We start from the raw sequence: 23,927 nt of genomic DNA, 5'->3' as shown, positions 1-23,927 counted from the left end.
GGATGAGGTTGTTGCGGAATCTAACAGCGGAGCGTCGCGGACGATGCCCACTATGGGCGATATGTGATGGCAACAGTATGCGAGGGCATGTTGCTGCACCCGTTGTGCCTCTGAGCGCACAAGGGCGGCCTCTACCGTCGGCAAGGGCCCCCACTGGCCACCGCGGACTTCGGCCCCGAAGGTCCAAGTCCGACTCCAGGACGCGGGACCCGTCACGGGGCATGACTGTTGACCGCAGGAGAGCTAATGGCAAGCAAACGCAACTTCGCCGCCGCGCTGGGTGACTGGAGTGCCAACCATCGCAAGACGGCCATCTTCGGCTGGCTGATCATGGTCGTACTGGTCACCGTGCTGGGTGGGGCGGCCGGACAACAGACCATGACCGAGGCGGACTACGGGACGGGCGACTCCGGCAAGGCCGAACGGATCCTCCAGGAGCACGACCTCGCGCCGCCCGCCGAGGAACTGATCCTCGTACACAGCGACGAACTCACGGCCACGGACCCTGAGTTCCGCTCGACGGTGGACAGCGCCGTAGCCGCGATCAAGAAGACCGACTTGGTCACGGCGGTGCAGAACCCGAACACCACCAAGGTGGTGTCCAAGGACAAGCACTCCGCGCTGATCCAGTACGAGGTCAAGGGGGACCCGGAGACCGCGTCCGAGCGCATCCAGCCGGTGATCGACGCCGTCAAGGACACCGAGGAGTCCGCGGACGGCGTGACCCTCGGCCAGTACGGCGCGGCGACCGGCCTCAAGGCCATCAACGACAGCCTCGGCGAAGACCTGCTGCGCGCCGAGATGACGGCGCTGCCGGTGTCCCTCGGCATCCTGCTCGTGGTCTTCGGCGCCCTGGTGGCCGCGCTGCTCCCGCTGCTCCTGGCGGTCACCGCCTGTGTCGCCGCGATGGGACTCCTCGCGGTCAGCAGCCAGTTCGTCCCGGTGGACGGCATGACCACCTCCGTGATGTTCCTGATGGGCCTCGCCGTCGGCGTCGACTACTGCCTCTTCTACCTGCGCCGCGAGCGCGAGGAGCGTACGGCCGGCCGCGACAAGAAGACCGCGCTGCACATCGCCGCGGCCACTTCCGGCCACTCCGTGCTCGTCTCCGGTATCACCGTCGTCGTCGCGATGGCCGGCATGTTCCTCTCCGGCCTGACGGTCTTCGAGGGCTTCGCCATGGCCACCATCGAGGTCGTGCTGATCGCGGTGCTCGGCTCCATGACCGTGCTGCCCGCCGCCATGGCCGCGCTCGGCGACAGGGTGCAGAAGGGCCGTATCCCGTTCGTCAGCAAGCGCCGTGACGCCGCCGTCGCCGCGGGCACGCCGCAGCAGAGCAACAAGCTGCTCCGCGGCGTCCTCGCCCGCCCCGCCCTCTTCGCCGTGGTCGGCTCGGCGATGCTGCTCGCCCTGGCCGCGCCGGCCCTGGGCATGAAGACGGAGAAGCTCGGCACCGACGAACTGCTGCCGCCCGACGACCCGATGGTCTCGGTGGCCCAGCAGATCGGCGACGAGTTCCCCGGTACGCCCTCCCCGGCAGGCGTCGTCATCGAGTCGGACGACATCAAGTCCCCCGAGGTCACCCAGGCCATCGCGGCCTTCAAGAAGGAGGCACTCGCCTCCGGACACGCCCAGAAGCCGATCCAGACCAAGGTGCACGACTCGGAGAACGTCGCCGAGATCAGCGTGCCGCTGGCCGGCAACGGCAGTGACGCCAAGTCCAAGGACGCGCTGGAGGCATTGCGGGGCGAGATCATCCCGAAGGCCTTCGACCCCACCGGCGACACCGTGCTCGTACGCGGCGAACTGGCCTTCTCCGAGGACTACAGCGACGCGCTCAGCGGCAGCATCGTGCCGGTCTTCGCCTTCGTCATGGGCGTCACCTTCCTGCTGATGCTGTTCACGTTCCGCTCCCCCGTGATCGCGCTGACCGCGATCGTGCTGAACCTGATGTCCGTGGGCGCGGCGTACGGCGTGATGGCCGCCGTGTTCCAGCACGGCTGGGGCGACGCGCTGGTGGGCACGGAGGCGCCGGGAGCGGTCGAGTCCTGGATGCCGCTGTTCGTGTTCGTGGTGCTCTTCGGGCTGTCGATGGACTACCACGTGTTCGTCGTGTCCAGGATCCGGGAGGCCCACGACCAGGGCGTCTCCACCCGGGACGCGATCGAGCACGGCATCCGTTCCACCGCCGGTGTCGTCACCAGCGCGGGCCTGATCATGGTCGCGGTGTTCGCGGTGTTCGGCACCCTGGCCATGCAGGACTTCAAGCAGCTGGGCGTCGGCCTCGCCGTCGCGGTGCTGCTGGACTGCACGGTCGTACGGGCCATGCTGCTGCCCTCCGTCATGGCGCTGCTCGGCGAGGCGAACTGGAAGCCCCGGCGCTTCCAGGCCCCCGTCGAGCCGCCGCAAGGGGCGTACGGGGAGCCGGCGCCCTCGCTCCAGACCCAGGCGTTCCAGCCCGCTCCGGGCGTCGCACCGCAGGCCTCGCAGCAGCCGGAAGCCACGGTGCGGCTGCGCGGAGCGCAGCTGCCGGGGCAGGGCCAGCCCGGCCAGCAGCCGCAGCCCGTCGGCCAGCCTCAGGGCGCCGGCCAGCCTCAGCCCACCGGCCAGCAGCCACCCGCCCGTGTGGACAACGACAACACCATGATCATTGTCGACCCCAGCCGGAACGACGATCTGTTCAGGCGCTGACGTACTCCGGCAGATCCAGAGCGGCACGCAGACAAGAAAGAGACAGGGACCACCGTGTTCGAGTTCAGCGTCGTAGGCGGCAAGACCGCCCGCGAGATCATCGAGGGCAGCCGCCCCGAAATCGTCCGTACGGTCCGGGAGACCTACCTGACCCATGACGCGGGCGACTCCGTCAACCCGGACAGCTACTTCCTCCGCTTCCCCGACAAGCCGGACTCCCGGATCATCGCCTTGCCCGCCTACCTGGGAGGCGAGCACGACGTGGCGGGAATCAAGTGGATCAGCAGCTTCCCCGGGAACATCCAGAACGGCATCCCGCGGGCGTCCGCGGCACTGCTCCTCAACGACTACGCCACCGGCTACCCGTTCGCGCTCCTCGAGGCATCCCAGATCAGCGCGGCGCGTACGGCCGCCTCCGCGGTGCTGGCCGCCGAGCAGCTGACCGGTGGCCGTACGGCGGCCCGGCTGACCGTCATCGGGGCCGGCATCATCGCGCGCAACATCCTGGAGTTCTTCCACTCACAGGAGTGGTCCATCGGCGAACTCGTCGTGCACGACCAGTCGTCCGAGTACGCCGAGGCGCTGGCCGGCCACGCCCGTACGGCGCTGGGCGAGTCCGCGTCGGTGGAGATGGACCGGGACAAGGCCATCACCGGCGCGGACCTGGTGCTCTTCGCCACCACCGCGGGCGAGCCGTACGTCGTGGAGCCCGACGCGTTCGCCCCGGGCCAGGTCGTGCTCAACGTCTCGCTGCGGGACATCGGCGCGGAGATCGTGCACGGCGCGTACAACATCGTGGACGACGTCGAGCACTGCCTGAAGGCCAACACCTCGCCGCACCTGGCGGAACAGAAGTACGGCAACCGGGACTTCATGACCGGCACGCTCGCGCAGCACATCCGCGGGGAGGTGCGTACGGACTCGGACAAGCCGGTGATCTTCTCGCCGTTCGGACTGGGCGTACTGGACCTCGCGGTCGGCGCCCACATCTACAGCGCGGCGCGCGCGGCGGGCGACACGGTGGAGATCCAGGACTTCTTCGGCGAGACGACCCGCTGGTAGCCCGACCCCGGCGCTGACCCCGCCCACACCGGGCCGAACGGCCCACCCGTGCCCCGTACGCCTCCGCGGCGTACGGGGCACGGCCGTGCCTACCCGCGGCGACCCACCACGGGCCCGGACGCCCGTACCGCCTGGACGAGCCCCGTGAGCAGCAGGACACCGCCGACGACCATGAGAACGGCGCCCACCTTGGTGAGGGTGAAGACCGGAGTCTCGACGCCCTCGGTGAACAGCCTCAGCGCGAGGCCGACGAGCAGGGTTACGGATCCTTCGGTCAGGTTCCTGGAAGGGCGATTCACCGCTGGGACTCCTTTTGCGGAAGGCATGACGCACGCACGCGCAGTCGGTCTGGAAACCGGGATCATCGTAGGAACGGTGAGGGCAAGAACTCGTCCGTCCTCCGCAGGATCCGGCACTGCATCGTTAGAGGGACACGCGACTGGGCGCCCGAACGCGACCAGGCCCCTTCCGTCATCCGGAAGGGGCCTGGTCGGTGTGGAGCCGCCTGGGGGAGTCGAACCCCCGACCTACGCATTACGAGTGCGTCGCTCTGGCCAACTGAGCTAAGGCGGCACGCTGCGTCAGCCATGGTGGCCGGACCAGCGGCGACAAGTCTACAGGGTTTCCGGGGGTGCCCCGACCCGGGTGGGGACGGCCAGGGCACCCCCGCCGCCTACGTGCAGCGCTTGCCGTCCTCCGGCGCCTTGCCGCTCACCAGGTAGTCCCCGACCGTGCTGTCCACGCACTCGCTGCCCTGCATGAACGCCGTGTGCCCGTCCCCCTCGCGGGTCAGCAGCCGGCCCGAGGACAGCTGGCCGGCGAGCCCCTGCGCCCAGGCGTACGGGGTGGCCGGGTCGCGGGTGGTGCCGATCACGACGATCGGCGGCGCGCCCTTCGCCTGGATGCTGTGCTGCTTGCCGGTGGGCTTCTCCGGCCAGTACGCGCAGTTCAGCGCCGCCCAGGCGAAGCCGCGTCCGAAGACCGGGGAGACCTTCTCGAAGGACTCGACGCCCTTCTTCACGTCCTCCGGGCCGGAGAACGCCGGGGGCAGGTCGAGGCAGTTGACTGCCGGGTTGGCGAACATGATGTTGGCGTACGTGCCGTCCGAGTCCCGCTCGTAGTACGAGTCGGAGAGCGCCAGCAGGTCGCCGCCCTGGCCCTTCATCGCCGACGTCAGCGCCTTGCGCAGATCCGGCCAGAGCACCTCGCTGTACATCGCCTGCACGACGCCCGTCGTGGCCAGCGACTCCGTGAGCTTGCGGGACTCGCCGGTCGGGACGGGCTCGGCGTCGACCTTCTTGAAGAAGGCGCTGAGCCGCTCGCCCGCGTCCTTCGCGTTCTTCTTGCCCAGCGGGCAGTCGGACTGCTTGACGCAGTCCTCGGCGAAGGCGCGGAACGCCGTTTCGAAGCCGCCCGTCTGCTGCCGGTTGACCTCGCGCGCGGAGAGCGACGGGTCCAGCGCGCCGTCCAGGACGAGGCGGCCGGTGCGCTGGGGGTAGAGGCCGGCGTACGTGGCGCCGAGGAACGTGCCGTACGACGCGCCGTAGTACGACACCTTGTCGTCGCCGAGCGCCGACCGCAGCACGTCCATGTCCCGCGCCGCCTCGACCGTCGAGACATGCCCGAGCAGCCCGCTGGACCGCTGCTCGCAGCCCTCGGCGAAGTCCTCGTACGCGGAGACGAGCTTGTCGGTCTCCTTCTCCTCGTCCGGCGTCTGGTCGGTGGTGACGAACTGGTCCATCTCCCGGTCGGAGAGGCACTCGACGGGCTCGCTGCGGGCCACTCCGCGCGGGTCCATGCCCACGATGTCGTACCGCTCGCGCACCTCCGACGGGAAGCCGACCGCCGCTGCCTGCTGCAGGTACTGGATGGCGGAGCCGCCCGGGCCGCCCGGATTGACCATCAGCGAACCGATCCGCTTGCCGTCGCCGCCCGCCTTCTTACGGGACACCGCGAGCTTCAACTCGGCCTCGGGGTCCGGCTTCGCGTAGTCCAGCGGCACCTTCAGGGTCGTGCACTCGAAGCCGATGGTGCCGCACTCGCGCCACTTGAGCTTCTGCTCGTAGTACGGCTTCAGCTCCTCCGGCGTATCCGCGGGCAGCGCCTTGAGCGGTGGTGCGTTGCCGCCCGGCGTACGGCTGGGGCTGGCGTCGGCGTTGTCCTTCTCGTTCCGGTCCTCGTCCGAGTCCCCGGAGGAGCAGCCCGACATCAGCAGCGCGGCGGCCAGGCACGCGGCCGACGAGGTGCGGAGCAGACGCCTGGTGTTCATAGAGCCCTTCCCTGGCAGTACGACGGTCCCAGGAGCGTATCCGCAGCCGGGCTCAACCTTCCCGCAGCGACATCGCCATCGCCTCCACCGCGAGCAGCGGCGCGACGTTCCGGTCGAGCGCGTCGCGGCAGGCCAGGACTGCCTCTATCCGGCGCAGGCTGTGCTCCGGGCGGGAGCGCGCCGCGATCTGCTCGACCGCGTCCCGTACGTCCTCGTTGGCCACCGCGACGGACGAGCCCAACTGGCGGGCCAGCACATCGCGGTAGAACGCCGTCAGGTCGGTGAGGGCGAGGTCGAGGGAGTCCCGCTGGGTACGCGTGGCACGTCTCTTCTGCCGGTCCTCCAGCTCCTTCATCGCGCCCGCCGTGCCGCGCGGCAGCCGCTTGCCCTCGGCGGCGCCGAGGGCGGTGCGCAGCTCGTCGGTCTCCTTCGCGTCGCGGTCCTCGCCGACCTGCTTGGCGTCCTCCGTCGCGGCGTCGATCAGCTCCTGCGCCGCCTTCAGCGCGTCCCCGACGTCCGCCACGCGCTGCGGCAGCCGCAGCACGGCGGAACGGCGCGCCCGCGCCCGTTCGTCCGTGGCCAGCCGGCGGGCCCGGCCGATGTGGCCCTGGGTGGCGCGGGCGGCGACGGCCGCGGCTTCGGGCTCGATGCCGTCGCGGCGGACCAGCACGTCCGCCACCGCCTCGACCGGGGGCGTACGGAGCCCGAGCGTGCGGCAGCGGGACCGGATCGTGGGCAGCACGTCCTCCGTGGAGGGGGCGCAGAGCAGCCACACGGTACGGGGCGCGGGCTCCTCGATGGCCTTCAGCAGGACGTTCGCCGCGCCCTCCGTCAGCCGGTCGGAGTCCTCGAGGACGATGATCTGCCAGCGGCCGCCCGCCGGGGACAGCTGCGCGCGGCGCACCAGGTCGCGGGTCTCCTTGACGCCGATGGAGAGCAGGTCCGTACGCACGACCTCGACGTCCGCGTGCGTGCCGACCAGCGCCGTGTGGCAGCCGTCGCAGAAGCCGCAGCCCGGCCGGCCGCCGAGCGCGCGGTCCGGGCTGACGCACTGCAGCGCCGCGGCGAAGGCGCGGGCGGCGGTGGAACGGCCGGATCCGGGCGGGCCGATGAACAGCCAGGCGTGCGTCATCGAGGAGCCGCTCAGGGCGGGCGGCTCCCCCGCGGCCGCGGCGGTGACGTACGCGTCGGCGTCACGCGCGGCGGCGGTCAGCTGGGCGGTCACCCGGTCCTGACCGACCACGTCGTCCCATACGGCCATGGCTCTCCTGACGTCACACGGCTGCCGCGACGGTGCGGGCAACGCTCACATTGTCCGCGATGCCTCTGACAATCGGTGCCCCGACGGTCGGTGCCCTGACAATCGGTGCCCTGGCGGTCGGCACCGTCACGTGCCCTGACGGTCGCCGCCACGGGCGGTCAGGGCCGCCGGCCGTCAGCGCCTGCGGCGGCGGCCCTCCTTGCGGTCCCCGCCGGCGCCGTTCTGCTGCGCGCCGTCCTGCCGCGCCTCGTCCGCGAACTCGTCGTGCGGGCCGAGCAGTTCGTCCGCGAGGGTCGGCATGTCGTCGAGCGGGGTCTCCTCGGCCCAGTCGGGACGGGGGCGGGGCGGGCCCTCCGGCGTGACCTGGGGCAGCTCGCGGGTGCGCGTCACCTCGTCGCGGGCGTCCGGGGTGTCGGGACGTACGGGCGGCATGACCGTCGTCTCTTCCTCCGGGGCGACGCCCGCGCCCTCATCGGTGCCCGGCACGCTGATGCGCGGCAGCTGCGTGGTGTCCTCGCCGTCCGGGTCACCGGGCCCGGCCTGGGCCGGTGCCTGCGCCTGCCCCTGCTCCGTGGGCTCGACGCGCGGGATCTGAACGGTCTGCGAGGCGTCGTCCGGCAGGTCGGGGCCCTTGCCGCCCCGAGGGCCACCGGAAGCGGGGCCCGTACCGCCGTACTGTATGCCGTCACCGACGACCGGCAGCTGCTCCGTCGACTCGTTGTCCGCGGGCCGCGGGCCTTCCTTACGGGCCGCACCGCCCGCCGTAGCCGCACCGCCCGCCGTACCGGCGCCGCCCGAGGTCCGCGCCTGCTCCGCCCGCAGCAGCGCCTCCTCCGCCTTGCGCTGCTTCTCCAGGCGGCGCTCCTCCGCCTCCGCGCGCAGCCGCTGCTGCTCCTCGGCCAGCCGCCGCAGCCGGTCCTGCTCCTCCTGGCGCTGCTGCTCCTCGGCCTCGCGGCGCTTCCGCTCCTCCTCGGCGATGCGCCGCGCCTCCTCCGCGCGCTGACGCGCCTCCTCGGCCCGGCGTGCCTCTTCGCGCTGCCGCTCCAACTCCTGCTCGCGACGCTTGCGTTCTTCCTCCTCGGCGCGCAACCGCTCGATCTGCGCCTGCCGTTCGCGTTCGAGGCGCTCCTCTTCCGCCTTGCGCGCCGCCTCTTCCTCGGCCCGCCGGCGTGCCTCCTCCTCGGCCGCCTTACGGGCGTCCTCGCGCGCCTTGATCTCGGCCTCGGACAGCGGCAGCATCTGGTCGAGCCGGTGCCGTACGACGGTGGTGACCGATTCGGTCTCCTGCCCGGCGTCCACGATCAGATAGCGCGCCGGGTCGGCGGCGGCCAGCGTGAGGAACCCGGCGCGGACCCGCTGGTGGAACGCCGCGGACTCGGACTCCAGCCGGTCCGGCGCCTCGGTGAACCGCTCGCGGGCCGTCTCCGGCGAGATGTCGAGCAGCACCGTCAGATGCGGAACGAGCCCGTCCGTGGCCCAGCGGGAGATCCGGGCGATCTCGGTCGGCGACAGCTCGCGCCCGGCGCCCTGGTACGCGACGGAGGAGTCGATGTACCGGTCGGAGATGACGACGGCGCCGCGCTCCAGCGCGGGACGCACCACCGAGTCGATGTGCTCGGCGCGGTCGGCGGCGTAGAGCAGGGCCTCCGCGCGGTCGGACAGGCCGGCCGAGGAGACGTCGAGCAGGATCGAACGCAGCCGCTTGCCGATCGGCGTCGCGCCCGGCTCCCGGGTGACGACGACCTCGTGGCCCTTGTTCCGGATCCACTCCGCCAGGACTTCCGCCTGGGTGGACTTCCCGGCCCCGTCGCCGCCCTCGACGGCGATGAAGAAGCCGTTGGCCGCCGGCCCCTGTTCCGTTTCGGTTCCGGTCAGGGCCGCGCGCAGGTCCGTACGGAGCGGCACGCCCTGCCGGTCGTCCGTACGCCCGAGGACGAGCGCCGCGACGGGCAGCAGCAGCGCGCCGACGAGCATCAGCGCGAACGCGGCACCGCCGTGCTCGAAGACGAAGTCGCCGCTCTCCATCCGGTGCGGCCCGATGAGCCCGGCCAGGACGGGGGCGATGAGGGCGCACAGCGCGAGCGACAGACGGACGACGGCGTGCAGGTGCTCGGTCGTACGCGACCGCCGGAATTCCTCGACCTCCTGGTCGAGCAGCGTGTGCCCGGTGTGCGCGGCGACACCGGCGGTGAGCCCGGTGACGAACGACAGGCCCACCACCGTCGCCGTGTCGGGCGTGAGCCCGGTGGCGAGCAGCGCGATGCCGGTGACGGCGATCGCGACGGCGAGCAGGCGGCGCCGGGAGAGCGCCGGGAACGTACGGGGTGCGAGCCGGATGCCGGCTGCCGTACCGCCCGTGAGCCCCAGGACCAGCAGCCCGAACGTCACCGGGCCGCCGCCGAGGTCCGCCGCCTGGAACGCTGCCAGCGCCACGGCCGCCGCGATCGCCCCCGACGTCGCCGCGCAGGCGAGCACGAGCAGCGGAACGGCGCCGGTGCGGCCCTTGTCGGGTGCGTCGCCCCGCTTGGGCCGGCGCAGCCCTTCGAGCGGCGAACGGGGGCGCGGCGTCTCGGTGTCGGGCAGCTCGAGGAAATACAGCACGGACAGCGAGCCCGCGAACAGCCCGGCCGCCACGTACGAGCCGAGGGCCGCCTGGTGGTCGCTGAACCACTCGATGCCGGACCCCAGCAGGTTCCCGATGAGGGTCACCAGGACGAGCGCGGCGGCGGCGATCGGGAAGGCGAGGAAGCCCGTACGGGCCCACAGCCGGCGCAGCGCGTCCTGGTGGTCCGGGAGCGGGCGTACGGCGGCGCCCTCCGGGGGCGGCGCGGGGAGCAGCGCCGGGGCGGCGCTGTCCTTGGCGACGGTCCAGAAGCGCTCGGCGACACCCGTGACGAAGACGGTGACCAGGATCGCGGCGAAGGCGTTGTCCGGTGTCCAGTCGATCCACAGCGGCGCGACGATCAGCGTGGCCGAACGGAAGGCGTCGGCGCCGATCATGGTCCAGCGCCGGTCAAGGGCGCCGCCTGGTGCGGTCAGCGCGGAGACGGGTCCGAGCAGCACCGCGCCGAAGAGGACGGTCGCCAGCAGCCGCACGCCGAAGACGGCCGCGACCGCGAAGGCAACGCCCCGGTAACCCCCGCCCAAGACCTCCGGGCCGCCGGACAGGGGCACGACGATGGCCGCCTGGAGTGCGAGCAGCAGCAGCACGAGGACGGAGAGGACGTCGCCGACTCCGCCGGTGAACTGGGCACTCCACAGCCGCCGCAGCGGTGCGTAACGCAGGAGTGCCCGCACGGCACGCTCGCGGGACTCTGCGGCGAGTGCGTCGTCTGCGGCGGGGCCTCCCGGGGCCACGCCTGTTGGCTGCTCTGCACGCGTCATTCTGCCAGCGTATCGGGAGCGGCCGACAACGTGCGGCGCCGCCCGAACAATTGGGCGGCGCCGCGGGCCCGCAAACACGCCCGCGACGCGCCCCGCGCGGGTGGCGCGGAACGCGTCGCGGGCTCCGGAACTACTCCGCCGCCTGCGCCTTCTTGGCGGCGGTCTTCTTGGCGGGCGCCTTCTTCGCCGTGGTCTTCTTCGCCGCCGTCTTCTTGGCCGCGGTCTTCTTGGCGGGCGCCTTCTTGGCGGGCGCCTTCTTCGCGGTGGTCTTCTTCGCCGCGGTCTTCTTCTTCACCGGCCCCTTGGCCCGCTTGTCCGCCAGCAACTCGAAGGCGCGCTCAGCGGTGATCGTCTCGACGTCGTCATCCCGCCGCAGCGTGGCGTTCGTCTCGCCGTCCGTGACGTACGGGCCGAACCGCCCGTCCTTCACGACCACCGGCTTCTCGCTCTCCGGGTCCGTGCCCAGCTCCTTCAGCGGCGGCTTCGCCGCGGCACGCCCGCGCTGCTTCGGCTGGGCGTAGATCGCCAGCGCCTCGTCCAGCGTGATGGTGAAGAGCTGCTCCTCCGACTCGAGCGAGCGTGAGTCCGTCCCCTTCTTCAGATACGGGCCGTAGCGCCCGTTCTGCGCGGTGATCTCGGTGTCCGACTCGGGGTCCACACCCACCACGCGGGGCAGCGAGAGCAGCTTGAGCGCGTCGTCGAGCGTCACCGAATCGAGGGACATCGACTTGAACAGAGAAGCCGTACGCGGCTTCACCGCGTTCTTCCCGGTCTTCGGCGTGCCCTCGGGCAGCACCTCCGTGACGTACGGGCCGTACCGCCCGTCCTTCGCCACGACCGGCCGCCCCGTCTCCGGGTCGGTGCCCAGCTCGAAGTCGCCGCTCGGCTTGGCCAGCAGCTCCTCCGCGTACTCGACGCTGAGCTCGTCCGGAGGCAGGTCGTCCGGCACGTCCGCGCGCTGGCCCGGCTCGTCGGGGTTGTCAGACGGCTTCTCGACGTACGGGCCGTACCGCCCGACGCGCAGCATGATGCCGTCCCCGACGGGGAACGACGAGATGCCGCGGGCGTCGATGGCGCCCAGGTCGGACACCAGCTCCTTGAGTCCGCCCAGGTGGTCGCCGTCGCCGTTGCCGGAGTCCGCGGCGGAGGCCGCCGGGCCGGCGCCACCGCCGCCCTCGGGGCCGCCCGTACCGAAGTAGAAGCGCCGCAGCCAGGGCACGGACTCGGCGTCGCCGGCCGCGATCTGGTCGAGGTCGTCCTCCATCTTGGCGGTGAAGTCGTAGTCCACCAGCCGCCCGAAGTGCTTCTCCAGCAGCCCGACCACGGCGAAGGACAGGAAGGACGGCACGAGTGCCGTGCCCTTCTTGAAGACGTAGCGCCGGTCGAGGATGGTGCCGATGATCGAGGCGTACGTGGACGGGCGCCCGATCTCGCGCTCCTCCAGCTCCTTGACCAGCGTCGCCTCGGTGTACCGGGCCGGCGGCTTCGTCGAGTGCCCGTCGGCGGTCAGCTCGTCGGCGGTCAGCGGGTCGCCTTCGGCGACCTGCGGCAGCCGCCGCTCGCGGTCGTCGAGCTCGGCGTTGGGGTCATCGGCGCCCTCGACGTACGCCTTGAGAAAGCCGTGGAACGTGATGATCTTGCCGGTGGCGCTGAACTCCGCGTCCCGCCCGTCCACGCTCCGGCCGCCGACCTTCACGGTGACGGACTGGCCGACCGCGTCCTTCATCTGCGAGGCGACAGTCCGCTTCCAGATCAGCTCGTACAGCTTGAAGCGCTCCCCCGTCAGCCCGGTCTCGGCGGGCGTACGGAAGCGGTCGCCTGAGGGGCGGATCGCCTCATGCGCCTCCTGCGCGTTCTTGACCTTGGAGCTGTACGTGCGGGGGCGGTCCGGCAGGTAGTCCGCGCCGTAGAGCTGCGTGACCTGGGCGCGGGCCGCGGAGATCGCGGTGTCGGAGAGGGTCGTGGAGTCCGTACGCATATAGGTGATGAAGCCGTTCTCGTACAGCTTCTGCGCCACCTGCATCGTCACCTTCGCGCCGAAGCCGAGCTTGCGGCTCGCCTCCTGCTGGAGGGTGGTCGTACGGAAGGGGGCGTACGGCGAGCGGCGGTACGGCTTGGACTCCACCGAGCGCACCGAGAACGCGCTGTCCCGCAGGCCCTCGGCGAGGCCGCGCGCCGTGGCCTCGTCCAGGTGCAGCACCTGGGCGGTCGCGCTGGCGGCCTTGAGCTGACCGTCCGAGCCGAAGTCGCGGCCCTGCGCGACGCGGCGGCCGTCGACCGCGGTGAGCCGCGCGCCGAAGGTGCCGGGGTCGGAGGTGTCGCCCGTACGGCCTGTGGCGAAGGTGCCGGTCAGGTCCCAGTACTCGGCGGAGCGGAACGCCATCCGCTCCCGCTCCCGCTCGACGACGAGCCGGGTGGCGACGGACTGGACGCGGCCCGCCGAGAGCCGCGGCATGACCTTCTTCCACAAGACCGGCGAGACCTCGTAGCCGTAGAGGCGGTCGAGGATGCGGCGGGTCTCCTGGGCGTCGACGAGCTTCTGGTTCAGGTCGCGCGGGTTGTTGACGGCTTCCTGGATCGCGTGCTTGGTGATCTCGTGGAAGACCATCCTCCGCACCGGCACCTTGGGCTTCAGGACCTCGCGCAGATGCCAGGCGATGGCCTCGCCTTCGCGGTCCTCATCGGTGGCGAGCAGGAGTTCGTCGGACTCGGCGAGAAGCGACTTGAGCTTCTTGACCTGGTCCTTCTTGTCGCTGTTGACGACGTACAGCGGCTCGAAGTCGTGGTCGACGTTGACGCCGAGCCGTGCCCAGGGCTCGCCCTTGTACTTGGCGGGGACCTCGGCGGCACCGTTCGGAAGATCGCGGATATGCCCCACACTGGCCTCGACAACGTAGCCAGGGCCGAGGTAGCCCTTGATCGTCTTGGCCTTGGCGGGCGACTCTACGATCACGAGCCGGCGCCCGCCGTTCGCGGTCTCGCTGGTCGGGGACAACTTCGCTCTTCTCTCCGGTCGGCTTCGGTATCGCTGCGGAGTGTGACGGTACCTCCCGCCCCCATGTCAAACGGGAAAAGTCCACAACGCCACTCGAACGGTAACCCGACAACCGGCATTCCTGCCGCCCGATGCATCGCCACCGCTCAGCCGGACAGCAACATCCAGACACCGCCACACCCCGAGACCAGCCCGAAGCCCCCGGTCAGCGCCGCGGCGGTGACCTGGCGCACACCCTCCGCGACCGGACGGCCCCGCCACGCGCGTGTCCCCGTCCACATCAGCAGCACGGCGCCGAACACGGTGAAGACCACTCCAGCGAAAACCGCGGGTCCACTCTCCATGACCCGCACCTTCACACGCGTTCCGGACACACGCCCGAACTCCGGATGAACGCCAGGCTGCCGACCGGCCGTCGCGCACGGGACTCTCACGCCGTCACGCTGTCAGGCGGTCACGCCGTCTCCGGGACCGGCAGCAGGAAGCCCTGCTCCACCAGCAGCCGGATCGCCTCCGGCGTACGGTCCCGCAGCCGTACGGGATCCTCGCCCAGCAGCTGCGCGATGGCGTCCAGAATCCGCCCCGCCGGAAGTGACCCGTCGCACACGCCGGCGAAGCCCGCGCCGACGGTGTCCACCTTGGTGGCCCGCCGCATCCCGCGGTGCTGCCGCAGCACCACGTGCTCCGGGTCCTCTGCCCCGGGCAGCCCGACCTGCTCCTGTACGACCTCGTCGGCCAGCTGGAAGTGCCAGGAGAGGAGGGCGGCGTCGTCGGTGCCGCGCAGGAAGTCCTGCCGGTCGAAGTGGGCGCGTACGACCTCGCCGAGCGGCTGCTCCACCGGGTGCGGCCACTCCTCGGCGATGACGGAGGGGAGTTCGGCGGAGGTGGCGCGCAGCGTGATCCAGCCAAAGCCGACGGCCCTGGTGCCGCGCGCCTCGAACTCGTCGAGCCAGGCCTCGTAGCGCGCCGCGTACGCGTCCTGCCCACGCAGGTGGTCCCCGGAGTCGCGCAGCCACAACTCCGCGTACTGCGCCACGTCCTGGACCTCACGCTGCACGATCCACGCGTCGCAGCCGCCCGGCACCCAGCCCGCGACCCGGTCCCGCCAGTCCTCGCCCTCGCGGTGCTCCCAGTTGGCGAGCAGCTGGCAGTAGCCGCCCTCTGACAGGTGGTCGACGGCCTGCTGGACGATCGTGCGGCACAGGTCGTCGCCGCGCATCCCGCCGTCGCGGTACGTCAGCCGGGCGTCGGGGCCGTCGTCCGGGGAGATGACGAACGGCGGGTTGGACACGATCAGGTCGAACGGGCCCTCGTCTGCGACGGGTTCGAAGAGCGAGCCCTCCCGCAGATCCGCCTCCGGCGCGCCGGAGAGCGCGAGGGTGAGACGGGTGATGCGCAGGGCGCGGGCGTTCAGGTCGGTGGCGACGACGCGGGTGGCGTGCTGCGCGGCGTGCAGGGCCTGGATGCCGGAGCCCGTACCGAGGTCGAGCGCGCGGGCGACCGGCGTACGGACGGTGATCCCGGCGAGGGTGGTGGAGGCACCGCCGACGCCGAGGACGACATCGGCCTGCGGCTCGGGCAGTTCGGCGGCGTCCGGCCCGTTCGCGGCGCCCGGGTGCGGGTGACCCGCGCCGCCCACGCCGCCCGCGCCGCCGACGGCGCGGCCGAGGTCGGAGACGATCCACCAGTCCTGCCCGTCCGGGCCGCTGTACGGGCGGATGTCGACGGTGGCGCGTACGGAGTCCTGGGCCTCCCCCGCGTCCGTACCGCCCGTGCCCGAACCGCCCGCGCCCCTGTCGCCCCTGCCCGTACGGACCAGCCAGCCGTCGGCGAGCGCCTCGTCCCCGGGCAGGGCCGCGTACGCCTGCTCCCTGCCGACGGGCTGCTGGAGCAGGAAGAGCCGGACGAGCGTCGCGAGCGGTCCGCCGCCGCGGGTGGCCCGCGAGGCGGGCACGGTCTCGCTGCGGGCGAGGGCCGCGTAGGCGGGGGCGCCGAGCAGCTCCAGCAGTCCGTCGGCGGTGAAGCGGGCGGCGAGCAGCGCGGCACGGAGCCGGGCGGCGGATTCGGGCGTGGGCTCGGGGAGCGGGAGCGGGTGTGTCACGGGACCATTGTGGCGCCCGTGGGACATTCGCGCCGGGGCGCACCGGGGGCGGCGCGCCCGTACGAGCCGTACGCCCCGCCCCCGCGAGCCGTACGAGCCGTACGCCCCGCCCGGCCCCGTACGCCTGCCGTGCGCGCGCCGGACGCCCGCCGCGCCGCCGGCCGGTTACGCGTCCGTCGTCGACCCCGGGGACGGCCGCTTGCAGCCCTCCTGCTTGGCCATCGCCTTGCCCAGATCGCCGGACTGCAGCTTCTGCAGCGACTCGTCGCCGCTCTGGCCCAGCTGGCCGAGCTTGGTCGCGAGTTCCTTGAGCCCGGAGGCGAACTTCGCCTGGTCCTTCGTGTTCATCTTGTCGACGGTCTTCTTCAGCTCGCCGTACTGCCGGGAGAGCCCGTTGAGCTCCTTCACCGCGTCCGTCTGAAGCTTCGAGCCCTTGTCGACCGGCGGCTCGCCCGCGTCGTCGACGGCCGTGGCAAGGGACTTGTACGACTCGGAGATGTCCTGGAACGCCGCCGAGTCGGTCTTCTTGACCTCTTCGGGTGACTTCTTCTGCTGGGACGCCTCATTGATCGAGGTGTTGGCCTGCTGGATCTTGTTGACCTGGGGCTTCACCTGGTCGCAGACCTTCTTGGCCCAGTCGTCGGTCTCCTTGCTGCCGTCGTCTTCGCTGCTGCAGCCGGTCAGCGCCAGTACGAGTGCCGCACCGCCGGACAGTGCAGCCGTGAGCTTCTTGTTCACCGGATGGGTCCCTTCCGTGGCTCTTCCGGCCCGGAACTTACACGCCACGGACGCATCGGCGGTGAGTCGGACGATAGTTCTGTCCCTGGTTGAGCCGTTTGCACCACACGTCCCCGCGCCGGACACACCCCGACAAGCACACACGAAGGGGCGGACGGAGCGTCAACACACTCCGTCCGCCCCGGTGTTAGGGCAGGTCAGCCGCCCGCGGCTAGGACGCCGCGACCGGGTCGCCGGATTTGGCCACCCGTTCGGTGTTGCCTTCCTCACCAACGGCGATTCCGCGCCGCTTGGAGACGTAGACCGCGCCGACGATGATCGCGCCGGACAGCACCGCGATGAGGGCGCGTACACCCGTGCTCTTGTCGTCGCCGTAGCTGAACTGCACGACAGCGGGCGCGATCAGCAGCGCCACCAGGTTCATCACCTTCAGCAGCGGGTTGATCGCCGGGCCGGCGGTGTCCTTGAACGGGTCACCGACCGTGTCACCGATCACGGTGGCCTCGTGGGCCTCGCTGCCCTTGCCGCCGTGGTGCCCGTCCTCGACCATCTTCTTCGCGTTGTCCCAGGCGCCGCCCGAGTTGGCGAGGAAGACGGCCATCAGGGTGCCCGCGCCGATCGCACCGGCGAGGAACGCGGCCAGCGCGCCGACACCGAACGCGAAGCCGACGCAGATCGGCGAGAAGACCGCCAGCAGGCCCGGCGTGGTCAGCTCGCGGAGCGCGTCCTTGGTGCAGATGTCGACGACGCGCCCGTACTCCGGCTTCTCGGTGTAGTCCATGATCCCGGGCTTCTCCCGGAACTGCCGGCGCACCTCGTAGACCACGGAACCGGCCGACCGCGACACCGCGTTGATCGCCAGCCCCGAGAACAGGAAGACGACGCTGGCCCCGAGCATCAGCCCCACCAGGGTGCTGGGCTGGGCGATGTCCAGGACCTTCAGCATCTCGCCCGCGCCCTCGCCGGCCTCGGCCAGCGCCTTGGAGAGCTCGATGCGGTACGAGCCGAACAGCGCCGCCGCGGCGAGCACGGCCGTGGCGATGGCGATGCCCTTGGTGATCGCCTTGGTGGTGTTGCCCACCGCGTCCAGGTCGGTCAGCACCTGGGCGCCCGCGCCCTCGACGTCGCCGGACATCTCCGCGATGCCCTGCGCGTTGTCGGAGACCGGCCCGAAGGTGTCCATGGCCACGATGACGCCGACGGTCGTCAGCAGGCCGGTGCCCGCCAGTGCGACCGCGAACAGCGCCAGCATCAGGGTGCCGCCGCCGAGCAGGAACGCGCCGTACACGCTGAGTCCGATCAGCAGCGCGGTGTAGACGGCGGACTCCAGGCCGAGCGAGATACCGGAGAGCACGACGGTGGCCGGGCCGGTCAGCGACGTCTTGCCGACGTCCTGTACGGGCTTGCGGCTGGTCTCCGTGAAGTAGCCGGTCAGCTGCTGGATCACCGCGGCCAGCACGATGCCGATCGCGACGGCGGTCACGGCGAGCACCTGCGGATTGCCGTCGTGGCCCTGGATCTCCGCGGGGACGTTCTTCAGGTCCGCATAGCTGGACGGCAGATACATGAACGACGCGATGCCGACCAGCACCAGCGAGATCACCGCGGAGATGAAGAAGCCGCGGTTGATGGCGGTCATGCCGCTGCGGTCGGTGGCACGGGGTGCGACGGCGAAGACGCCGATCATCGCGGTGATCACGCCGATCGCCGGGACCAGCAGCGGGAAGGCGAGCCCCGCGTCGCCGAAGACGGCCGTGCCCAGGATGAGCGCGGCGACCAGCGTGACGGCGTACGACTCGAAGAGGTCGGCGGCCATGCCCGCGCAGTCACCGACGTTGTCGCCCACGTTGTCCGCGATGGTGGCGGCGTTGCGGGGGTCGTCCTCGGGGATGCCCTGCTCGACCTTGCCGACGAGGTCGGCGCCGACGTCGGCGGCCTTGGTGAAGATGCCGCCGCCGACACGCATGAACATCGCGATCAGCGCGGCGCCGAGGCCGAAGCCCTCGAGCACCTTGGGGGCGTCGTTCGTGTAGACGAGCACGACGGTGGCGGCGCCCAGCAGGCCGAGGCCGACGGTGAACATGCCGACGACACCGCCCGTACGGAACGCGATCTTCGTCGCCTTGTGCGCCACCGCGGTGAGATCCGCCGATTTCCCGGACTCGCCGTCAGCCGGTGTCGCCTCACGCGCCGCAGCAGCCACACGCACATTGCTGCGCACCGCGAGCCACATACCGATATAGCCGGTGGCTGCCGAGAAACCGGCGCCGACCAGGAAGAACAACGAACGGCCGATCCGTTGCTCCGCGTCGTCGGCGGGCAGTAGGAACAGCAGGAAGAAGACCACCACAGCGAATGCGCCGAGGGTACGCAGCTGCCGTGCCAGATAGGCGTTCGCGCCTTCCTGGATGGCCGCCGCGATCTTCTTCATGCTGTCGGTGCCCTCACCGGCGGCAAGCACTTGCTTGACAAGCACCAGGCCGACGCCGAGAGCCGCGAGCGCTACGACCGCGATCACGATCACGAGACCGCGGTTGCCGCTCGTCAGTACGGCATCAGCGAGGTGCTGGTGCTTCTGAAGTGGGCTGAGATGCCCCGCCATTCGTCCTCCTTGACGTTTGGCACATGGGCGCGCGCAAGCACGCTCAGGCGTCCTGCTGCAAAGATGGTGGACGGATTCTAGGGAGCGGCTCCGGATCAAAACAGAGCGCGACAGCAGCAATTAGCCGCCGGTCAGCGAAGATCGAATGGAGTGCCCGTGAAGAATTCCCTCATTCGAGGGGGTCGGCCTAATTGACGGGGCCGAAGAATGATCTTTTTAACGATCTTTCAGGGGAGGGCCGGAGCAGGCGTCGTGGGCCAGCTCATACGGATGATCCCGCCCTTCTCATCAGCGGTGATCTCAACATCGTCGACGAGTCCGCTGATCACCGCGAGGCCCATCTCGCCGTCGGCCTCCGCCTCCTCGTCCTCGGACGGGGGCTCGGGGATCTCGTCGCGAGCGCCGGGCACGAGCGCGCCGGTGGAACCCGGGGCCTCGTCGCCGACCTCGATGGAAAACTTCTTCTCGTCCTCGATCAGGGCGACCCGTACGGGGCTGTCCACGCCGTTGCTCATGTGCAGGCTCACCGCGCGGGTGCATGCCTCGCCCACGGCGAGCCGCACCTCGTCCAGCACGGCCTCATCGACTCCGGCACGGCGCGCCACGGCGGCGGCCACCAGCCGCGCCGTCCGCACATGCTCCGGAAGCGCGCTGAAACGGAGTTCCACGGTGGCCATGCCATCCCCCTCGTCTACGGGCGGTACAGGTGTGCATCCACGGCTGCCGGGCCCTGTGCCGGGCCCGGCAGCCCTGCTTCCGATGTCTGATCCGGTCGCCCGGCCGGCCGGACGGACGGCAGGGCGAAACGGCGGGTGACCTCAGTCGGTGGCCGCGACGGCATCGTCGACGGAGCCGTGGATCGGGAACACCTTGGTCAGGCCCGTGATACGGAAGATCTTGAGAATGCGCTCCTGGTTGCAGACGAGACGGAGCGAGCCCTCGTGGGCACGCACCCGCTTGAGCCCGCCGACGAGCACACCGAGACCAGTCGAGTCGAGGAAGTCCACGCCTTCCATGTCCACGACGAGGTGGTAGCTCCCGTCGTTCACGAGCTCGACGAGCTGCTCGCGCAACTTGGGCGCGGTGTATACATCAATCTCGCCACCGACCTCGACGATCGTGCGATCGCCAACAGTACGGGTCGACAGGGACAGGTCCACGGATCCTCCAGCACCTTGCTATCGAGCGGTCCGCCCCTGGGTCGTCCCCTGCTGGGGCTCCCCTCCTGTGGTCTCCCGCCCGAGGCGGGCGACGGCAGGGGACGGATCGGCAGCCGCAGAAGCATTCAATCACTTACCAGCAGGGCCGCACGACGCCTTGCGGTCATTGTCCATCGCGGCGGTGACAGACTCGGTGCCGATGGCCAACAATCACGAGCCGCTCACCGTGCTCGAACGTCTCGCTGCCGGTCCGGACCGAGCTACGCGCATCACCCATACGGAGCATGTGCCCCCTCGGATCGGCCGCCATGCGGCATGGCCTGATCAGATCCGGCCCGAAGTGGTCAGCGCCGTTCAGGCGGCCGGGATCGACCGGCCGTGGGAGCACCAGGCGCGCACCGCCTCGTACGCCGTCGAGGGCACCTCGACCGTGGTCGCCACCGGCACCGCCTCCGGCAAGTCCCTGGCCTATCTGGTGCCCACCCTGAGCACGCTGCTGGACGGCGCCGAGGCGCCCAACGGCCGCGGCACCACCGCGCTCTATCTCGCGCCCACCAAGGCGCTCGCCGCCGACCAGCGCCGCGCGATCACGGAACTCGCCGCGCCGCTGGGCACCTCGGTGCGCCCGGCCGTCTTCGACGGCGACACCCCCTTCGAGGAACGCGAGTGGGTGCGGCTCTTCGCCAACTACGTGCTGACCAACCCGGACATGCTGCACCGCGGACTGCTGCCAGGACACGCCCGCTGGTCCTCCTTCCTGCGCGCGCTGCGCTATGTCGTCATCGACGAGTGCCACACCTACCGCGGCATATTCGGCTCTCATGTCGCCCAGGTCCTGCGCCGACTGCGGCGGCTCTGCGCCCGCTACGGCTCCGACCCCGTCTTCCTGCTGGCGTCCGCGACCTCCGCCGACCCGCAGGAGGCGGCCAGCCGGCTCACGGGCGTCCCGGTCACCGCCGTCACCGAGGACACCTCGCCCCGCGGCGAACTGGTCTTCGCGCTCTGGGAGCCGCCGTTGACCGAACTGGCGGGTGAACGCGGCGCGCCCGTACGCCGTACGGCCACCGCGGAGACCGCGGAACTCCTCACCGACCTGGCCGTCCAGGGCACCCGCACCGTCGCGTTCGTACGCTCCAGACGCGGCGCCGAGCTCATCTCGCTGATCGCCCAGGACCGTCTCGCGCAGATCGACCGCAGCCTGCCCGGACGCGTCGCGGCGTACCGGGGCGGCTATCTGCCCGAGGAACGCCGGGCCCTCGAACGGGCCCTGCACTCCGGCGAGCTCCTCGGGCTGGCCGCCACCACCGCGCTCGAACTCGGCGTCGACGTGTCCGGCCTGGACGCGGTCCTCATCACCGGCTATCCCGGCACCCGCGCCTCGCTGTGGCAGCAGGCGGGCCGCGCCGGTCGTACGGGCCAGGGCGCCCTGGCCGTGCTCGTCGCCCGCGACGATCCGCTGGACACGTATCTCGTCCACCACCCCGAGTCCCTCTTCCGGCACCCCGTCGAATCGACGGTGCTCGACCCCGACAACCCGTACGTCCTGGCTCCTCACCTCTGCGCCGCCGCCGCCGAAATACCGCTCACCGAGGCGGACTCGGACCTTTTCGGGCCGGAGTGCCGCGGGCTCCTGGACCAGCTCGGGGAGCGCGGGCTGCTCCGGCGCCGCGGCTCGTCCTGGTACTGGACCAAGCGCGAGCGCGCGGTCGACCTCACCGACATCCGGGGCGGCGGCGGGAAGCCCGTCCAGGTCGTGGAGGAGGGCACCGGGCGTCTCCTCGGCACGGTCGACGCCGGGGCGGCCCACGCGAGCGTCCACGAAGGCGCCGTCCACCTCCACCAGGGGCGCACCTATGTGGTGAACCGCCTCGACCTGGACGACTCCGTCGCCCTCGTCGAGGAGTCCAGCCCGCCCTGGTCCACGATGGCCCGCGACACCACCTCCGTGTCCGTGATCGAGACCGAGACGGAGATCCCCTGGGGCGAGGGCAGGCTGCACTTCGGCTCGGTCGAGGTCACCAACCAGGTCGTGTCGTATCTGCGCCGCAAGCTCATCACCGGCGAGGTGCTGGGGGAGTCGAAGCTCGACCTTCCGCCGCGCACGCTGCGCACCCGCGCGATCTGGTGGACGGTCACCGAGGACCAGCTCGACGCGGCCCGGATCGGCCCGGAGATCCTGGCCGGTGCGCTGCACGCGGCCGAGCACGCCTCCATCGGTCTGCTGCCGCTGTTCGCGACGTGCGACCGCTGGGACATCGGCGGCGTCTCCATCCCGCTGCACCCGGACACCCTCCTGCCGACGGTCTTCGTCTACGACGGCCACCCGGGCGGCGCCGGATTCGCCGAACGGGGCTTCCGCACGGCCCGGGAATGGCTCACGGCCACCCGCGAGGCCATCGCCTCGTGCGAGTGCGAATCGGGCTGCCCGTCCTGCATCCAGTCGCCCAAGTGCGGCAACGGCAACGACCCGTTGCACAAGGCCGGCGCCATCCGGCTGCTCAACCAGCTCCTCGCCGGCGCGGCCTGACACCGCGCCCCCGCCGGGGCGTGCCGATCCCCCGCGAGCCCGCGCCGCACGCACAGACCCCGCACGCGCAGACCCCGCACGGACAGACTCCGTGCGTGCCGACCCCGCGCGGACAGACCCCTTGGGCACGTGCCGTCCTGCCGCTTCGGGCGGCCCCGCACGCGAGCGGGCCCGCGGCGCGTACGGTCCGGCGTGCACGCTCACCGTGAGGTCGGAGACCTCGCCGTCCAACACGCACCGGACCACCCGCGCTCCCTGCGCCTCCGCCACGGTGCGGGCCGCGGCACAGGCCGCTCGTTCTCCCTCCAGGGCCCTGCCGACGGCCGCCAGCGCTGACAGGTCCGCAGCCGCCTCCGCCCGGTGGCGGGCCGCGACGATCTGCCCCAATGCCAGCACGACGCCGAACACCGTGCACAGAGCCGTCGCCGAAACAGCCGCCCACACGGTCGCCGATCCCCGGTCGTCCCGAGCCGCGCTCCTCGCCCAGGCCAGTGCCCGTATGACCCGCGCGGCCATCGCCCGGCTCATCGCACCTCCCCCAGGGTCCACTCCGTCATCGCGACCGCGCTCGCCTGCACCGGCAGGGTCAGCGGGCCCGGGCCCATGGAGCGGGCCTTCACCCGTACTTGGAGGAGCTCTTCGTGCCGGACGACCTCCACGGACGCTCCGTCCGGTGCCGCCGAACGCACCGCCTCGACCACCGCCTCCCGCGACTCGCCCCGCGCCGCCGCGCGGGCGCCCGCCCGCGCACCGTCGACGCACTGGACGAGGGCGACGCCCGCCATGACTCCCCACAGCAGCGCCGCCAGGAGGAACACCAGCGAAGGCACCACCACCGCGGTCTCCGCCGTGACATAACCCCGCTCGTCGCGTACCCGGCCCCATGAGCCGCGCCGCTCACCCCGCGGCATTGAGGGCCTTCTCGATCATCTGCTGCAGGGCACTGCCGACCCCGGCGCTCGTGAGGATCTTGTAGAGCACCGCCGCGAACGCGCACGCGGCGATGGTCCCCACCGCATACTCAGCGGTCGCCATCCCACGGTCGCCGCCCCGCCGGACACACCGTGCCCGGTGCCACCGGCTCCGGACTGACCGGCACACTCGTGCCACCATCTCCGTCCCCTTCATGTGTGATCT

At 71.3% G+C, this 23,927-nt stretch carries 16 protein-coding genes, 1 tRNA gene and 1 pseudogene; 3 read left to right on the top strand and 15 right to left on the bottom strand.

Going from position 1 to position 23,927, the window contains the following annotated elements:
* Positions 1-246: 246 nt before the first annotated feature.
* Both DVA86_RS14190 and sbnB read left to right on the top strand, forming a co-directional pair.
* Complete coding sequence (locus DVA86_RS14190; protein WP_208878628.1) at positions 247-2,691, top strand: MMPL family transporter; 2,445 nt, start codon at positions 247-249, stop codon at positions 2,689-2,691.
* Between the two features lie 54 nt (positions 2,692-2,745).
* On the top strand, positions 2,746-3,753 hold the full coding sequence (sbnB, locus tag DVA86_RS14185; protein ID WP_208878626.1) for a 2,3-diaminopropionate biosynthesis protein SbnB: 1,008 nt from the start codon (positions 2,746-2,748) through the stop codon (positions 3,751-3,753).
* Positions 3,754-3,842: 89 nt separating this feature from the next.
* Here the strand turns inward: sbnB and DVA86_RS14180 are convergent, their stop codons facing one another.
* The 12 genes from DVA86_RS14180 to bldG form a co-directional block, all read right to left on the bottom strand.
* Complete coding sequence (locus DVA86_RS14180; protein WP_208878625.1) at positions 3,843-4,052, bottom strand: DUF5708 family protein; 210 nt, start codon at positions 4,050-4,052, stop codon at positions 3,843-3,845.
* 197 nt (positions 4,053-4,249) lie between these two features.
* Positions 4,250-4,326: transfer RNA gene (locus DVA86_RS14175), tRNA-Thr, on the bottom strand.
* 100 nt (positions 4,327-4,426) lie between these two features.
* Entirely contained in the window at positions 4,427-6,022 is a 1,596-nt protein-coding gene (locus tag DVA86_RS14170) for an alpha/beta hydrolase (protein WP_208878624.1), read from the bottom strand.
* Between the two features lie 52 nt (positions 6,023-6,074).
* Complete coding sequence (locus DVA86_RS14165; RefSeq protein WP_208878622.1) at positions 6,075-7,283, bottom strand: DNA polymerase III subunit delta'; 1,209 nt, start codon at positions 7,281-7,283, stop codon at positions 6,075-6,077.
* A gap of 174 nt (positions 7,284-7,457) precedes the next feature.
* Positions 7,458-10,667, bottom strand: coding sequence for a dTMP kinase (gene tmk / locus DVA86_RS14160; protein WP_208878620.1), 3,210 nt, complete (start codon positions 10,665-10,667; stop codon positions 7,458-7,460).
* Between the two features lie 130 nt (positions 10,668-10,797).
* Positions 10,798-13,662 carry a type I DNA topoisomerase gene (topA, locus tag DVA86_RS14155; RefSeq protein WP_208878618.1) on the bottom strand — a complete coding sequence of 955 codons (2,865 nt, stop codon included), beginning with the start codon at positions 13,660-13,662 and terminating at the stop codon, positions 10,798-10,800.
* A 146-nt stretch (positions 13,663-13,808) separates the two neighbouring features.
* Positions 13,809-14,006, bottom strand: coding sequence for a hypothetical protein (locus DVA86_RS14150; RefSeq protein ID WP_208878617.1), 198 nt, complete (start codon positions 14,004-14,006; stop codon positions 13,809-13,811).
* A 110-nt stretch (positions 14,007-14,116) separates the two neighbouring features.
* Positions 14,117-15,790 (bottom strand): DUF7059 domain-containing protein, encoded by a 1,674-nt coding sequence (locus tag DVA86_RS14145; protein ID WP_208878615.1) that lies wholly within the window; start codon positions 15,788-15,790, stop codon positions 14,117-14,119.
* 138 nt (positions 15,791-15,928) lie between these two features.
* Positions 15,929-16,501: a small secreted protein gene (locus tag DVA86_RS14140; RefSeq protein ID WP_245996564.1), complete on the bottom strand. Its 573-nt coding sequence runs from the start codon at positions 16,499-16,501 to the stop codon at positions 15,929-15,931.
* A gap of 211 nt (positions 16,502-16,712) precedes the next feature.
* Positions 16,713-19,103, bottom strand: coding sequence for a sodium-translocating pyrophosphatase (locus DVA86_RS14135; RefSeq protein WP_208878612.1), 2,391 nt, complete (start codon positions 19,101-19,103; stop codon positions 16,713-16,715).
* 227 nt (positions 19,104-19,330) lie between these two features.
* Positions 19,331-19,780 (bottom strand): ATP-binding protein, encoded by a 450-nt coding sequence (locus DVA86_RS14130; protein ID WP_208878610.1) that lies wholly within the window; start codon positions 19,778-19,780, stop codon positions 19,331-19,333.
* A gap of 141 nt (positions 19,781-19,921) precedes the next feature.
* On the bottom strand, positions 19,922-20,263 hold the full coding sequence (gene bldG / locus DVA86_RS14125) for an anti-sigma factor antagonist BldG (protein ID WP_208878608.1): 342 nt from the start codon (positions 20,261-20,263) through the stop codon (positions 19,922-19,924).
* A 199-nt stretch (positions 20,264-20,462) separates the two neighbouring features.
* Here bldG and DVA86_RS14120 point away from each other — a divergent pair, with 199 nt between their 5' ends.
* Positions 20,463-22,790, top strand: a complete 2,328-nt coding sequence (locus DVA86_RS14120; protein ID WP_245996562.1) for a DEAD/DEAH box helicase — start codon at positions 20,463-20,465, stop codon at positions 22,788-22,790.
* Positions 22,791-23,000: 210 nt separating this feature from the next.
* Here DVA86_RS14120 and DVA86_RS14115 read toward each other — a convergent pair.
* The 3 genes and pseudogenes from DVA86_RS14115 to DVA86_RS36275 all read right to left on the bottom strand — a co-directional run.
* Positions 23,001-23,306, bottom strand: a pseudogene (locus tag DVA86_RS14115) (Rv3654c family TadE-like protein); the annotation flags it as partial.
* A gap of 8 nt (positions 23,307-23,314) precedes the next feature.
* A complete protein-coding gene (locus DVA86_RS14110) occupies positions 23,315-23,701 on the bottom strand; it encodes a TadE family type IV pilus minor pilin (protein ID WP_208878605.1) in 387 nt (128 codons plus the stop codon).
* Positions 23,688-23,825: a DUF4244 domain-containing protein gene (locus DVA86_RS36275; RefSeq protein WP_425470827.1), complete on the bottom strand. Its 138-nt coding sequence runs from the start codon at positions 23,823-23,825 to the stop codon at positions 23,688-23,690. The genes DVA86_RS14110 and DVA86_RS36275 overlap by 14 nt, the downstream gene beginning before the upstream one ends.
* Positions 23,826-23,927: the final 102 nt, after the last annotated feature.

This window comes from Streptomyces armeniacus (assembly GCF_003355155.1).
GTDB classification, from domain to species: Bacteria; Actinomycetota; Actinomycetes; order Streptomycetales; family Streptomycetaceae; genus Streptomyces; species Streptomyces armeniacus.
This window is presented reverse-complemented; position numbering and strand designations above follow the sequence as displayed.

Bases quoted from the DNA above. Each gene is read 5' to 3' on its own strand.
- DVA86_RS14190 (WP_208878628.1), top strand. From the start codon at position 247: ATGGCAAGCAAACGCAACTTCGCCGCCGCGCTGGGTGACTGGAGTGCC.
- DVA86_RS14170 (WP_208878624.1), bottom strand. From the start codon at position 6,022: ATGAACACCAGGCGTCTGCTCCGCACCTCGTCGGCCGCGTGCCTGGCC.
- DVA86_RS14165 (WP_208878622.1), bottom strand. From the start codon at position 7,283: ATGGCCGTATGGGACGACGTGGTCGGTCAGGACCGGGTGACCGCCCAG.
- tmk (WP_208878620.1), bottom strand. From the start codon at position 10,667: ATGACGCGTGCAGAGCAGCCAACAGGCGTGGCCCCGGGAGGCCCCGCC.
- DVA86_RS14150 (WP_208878617.1), bottom strand. From the start codon at position 14,006: ATGGAGAGTGGACCCGCGGTTTTCGCTGGAGTGGTCTTCACCGTGTTC.
- DVA86_RS14145 (WP_208878615.1), bottom strand. From the start codon at position 15,790: ATGTCCCACGGGCGCCACAATGGTCCCGTGACACACCCGCTCCCGCTC.
- DVA86_RS14135 (WP_208878612.1), bottom strand. From the start codon at position 19,103: ATGGCGGGGCATCTCAGCCCACTTCAGAAGCACCAGCACCTCGCTGAT.
- DVA86_RS14130 (WP_208878610.1), bottom strand. From the start codon at position 19,780: ATGGCCACCGTGGAACTCCGTTTCAGCGCGCTTCCGGAGCATGTGCGG.
- DVA86_RS14120 (WP_245996562.1), top strand. From the start codon at position 20,463: ATGGCCAACAATCACGAGCCGCTCACCGTGCTCGAACGTCTCGCTGCC.
- DVA86_RS14110 (WP_208878605.1), bottom strand. From the start codon at position 23,701: ATGCCGCGGGGTGAGCGGCGCGGCTCATGGGGCCGGGTACGCGACGAG.
- DVA86_RS36275 (WP_425470827.1), bottom strand. From the start codon at position 23,825: ATGGCGACCGCTGAGTATGCGGTGGGGACCATCGCCGCGTGCGCGTTC.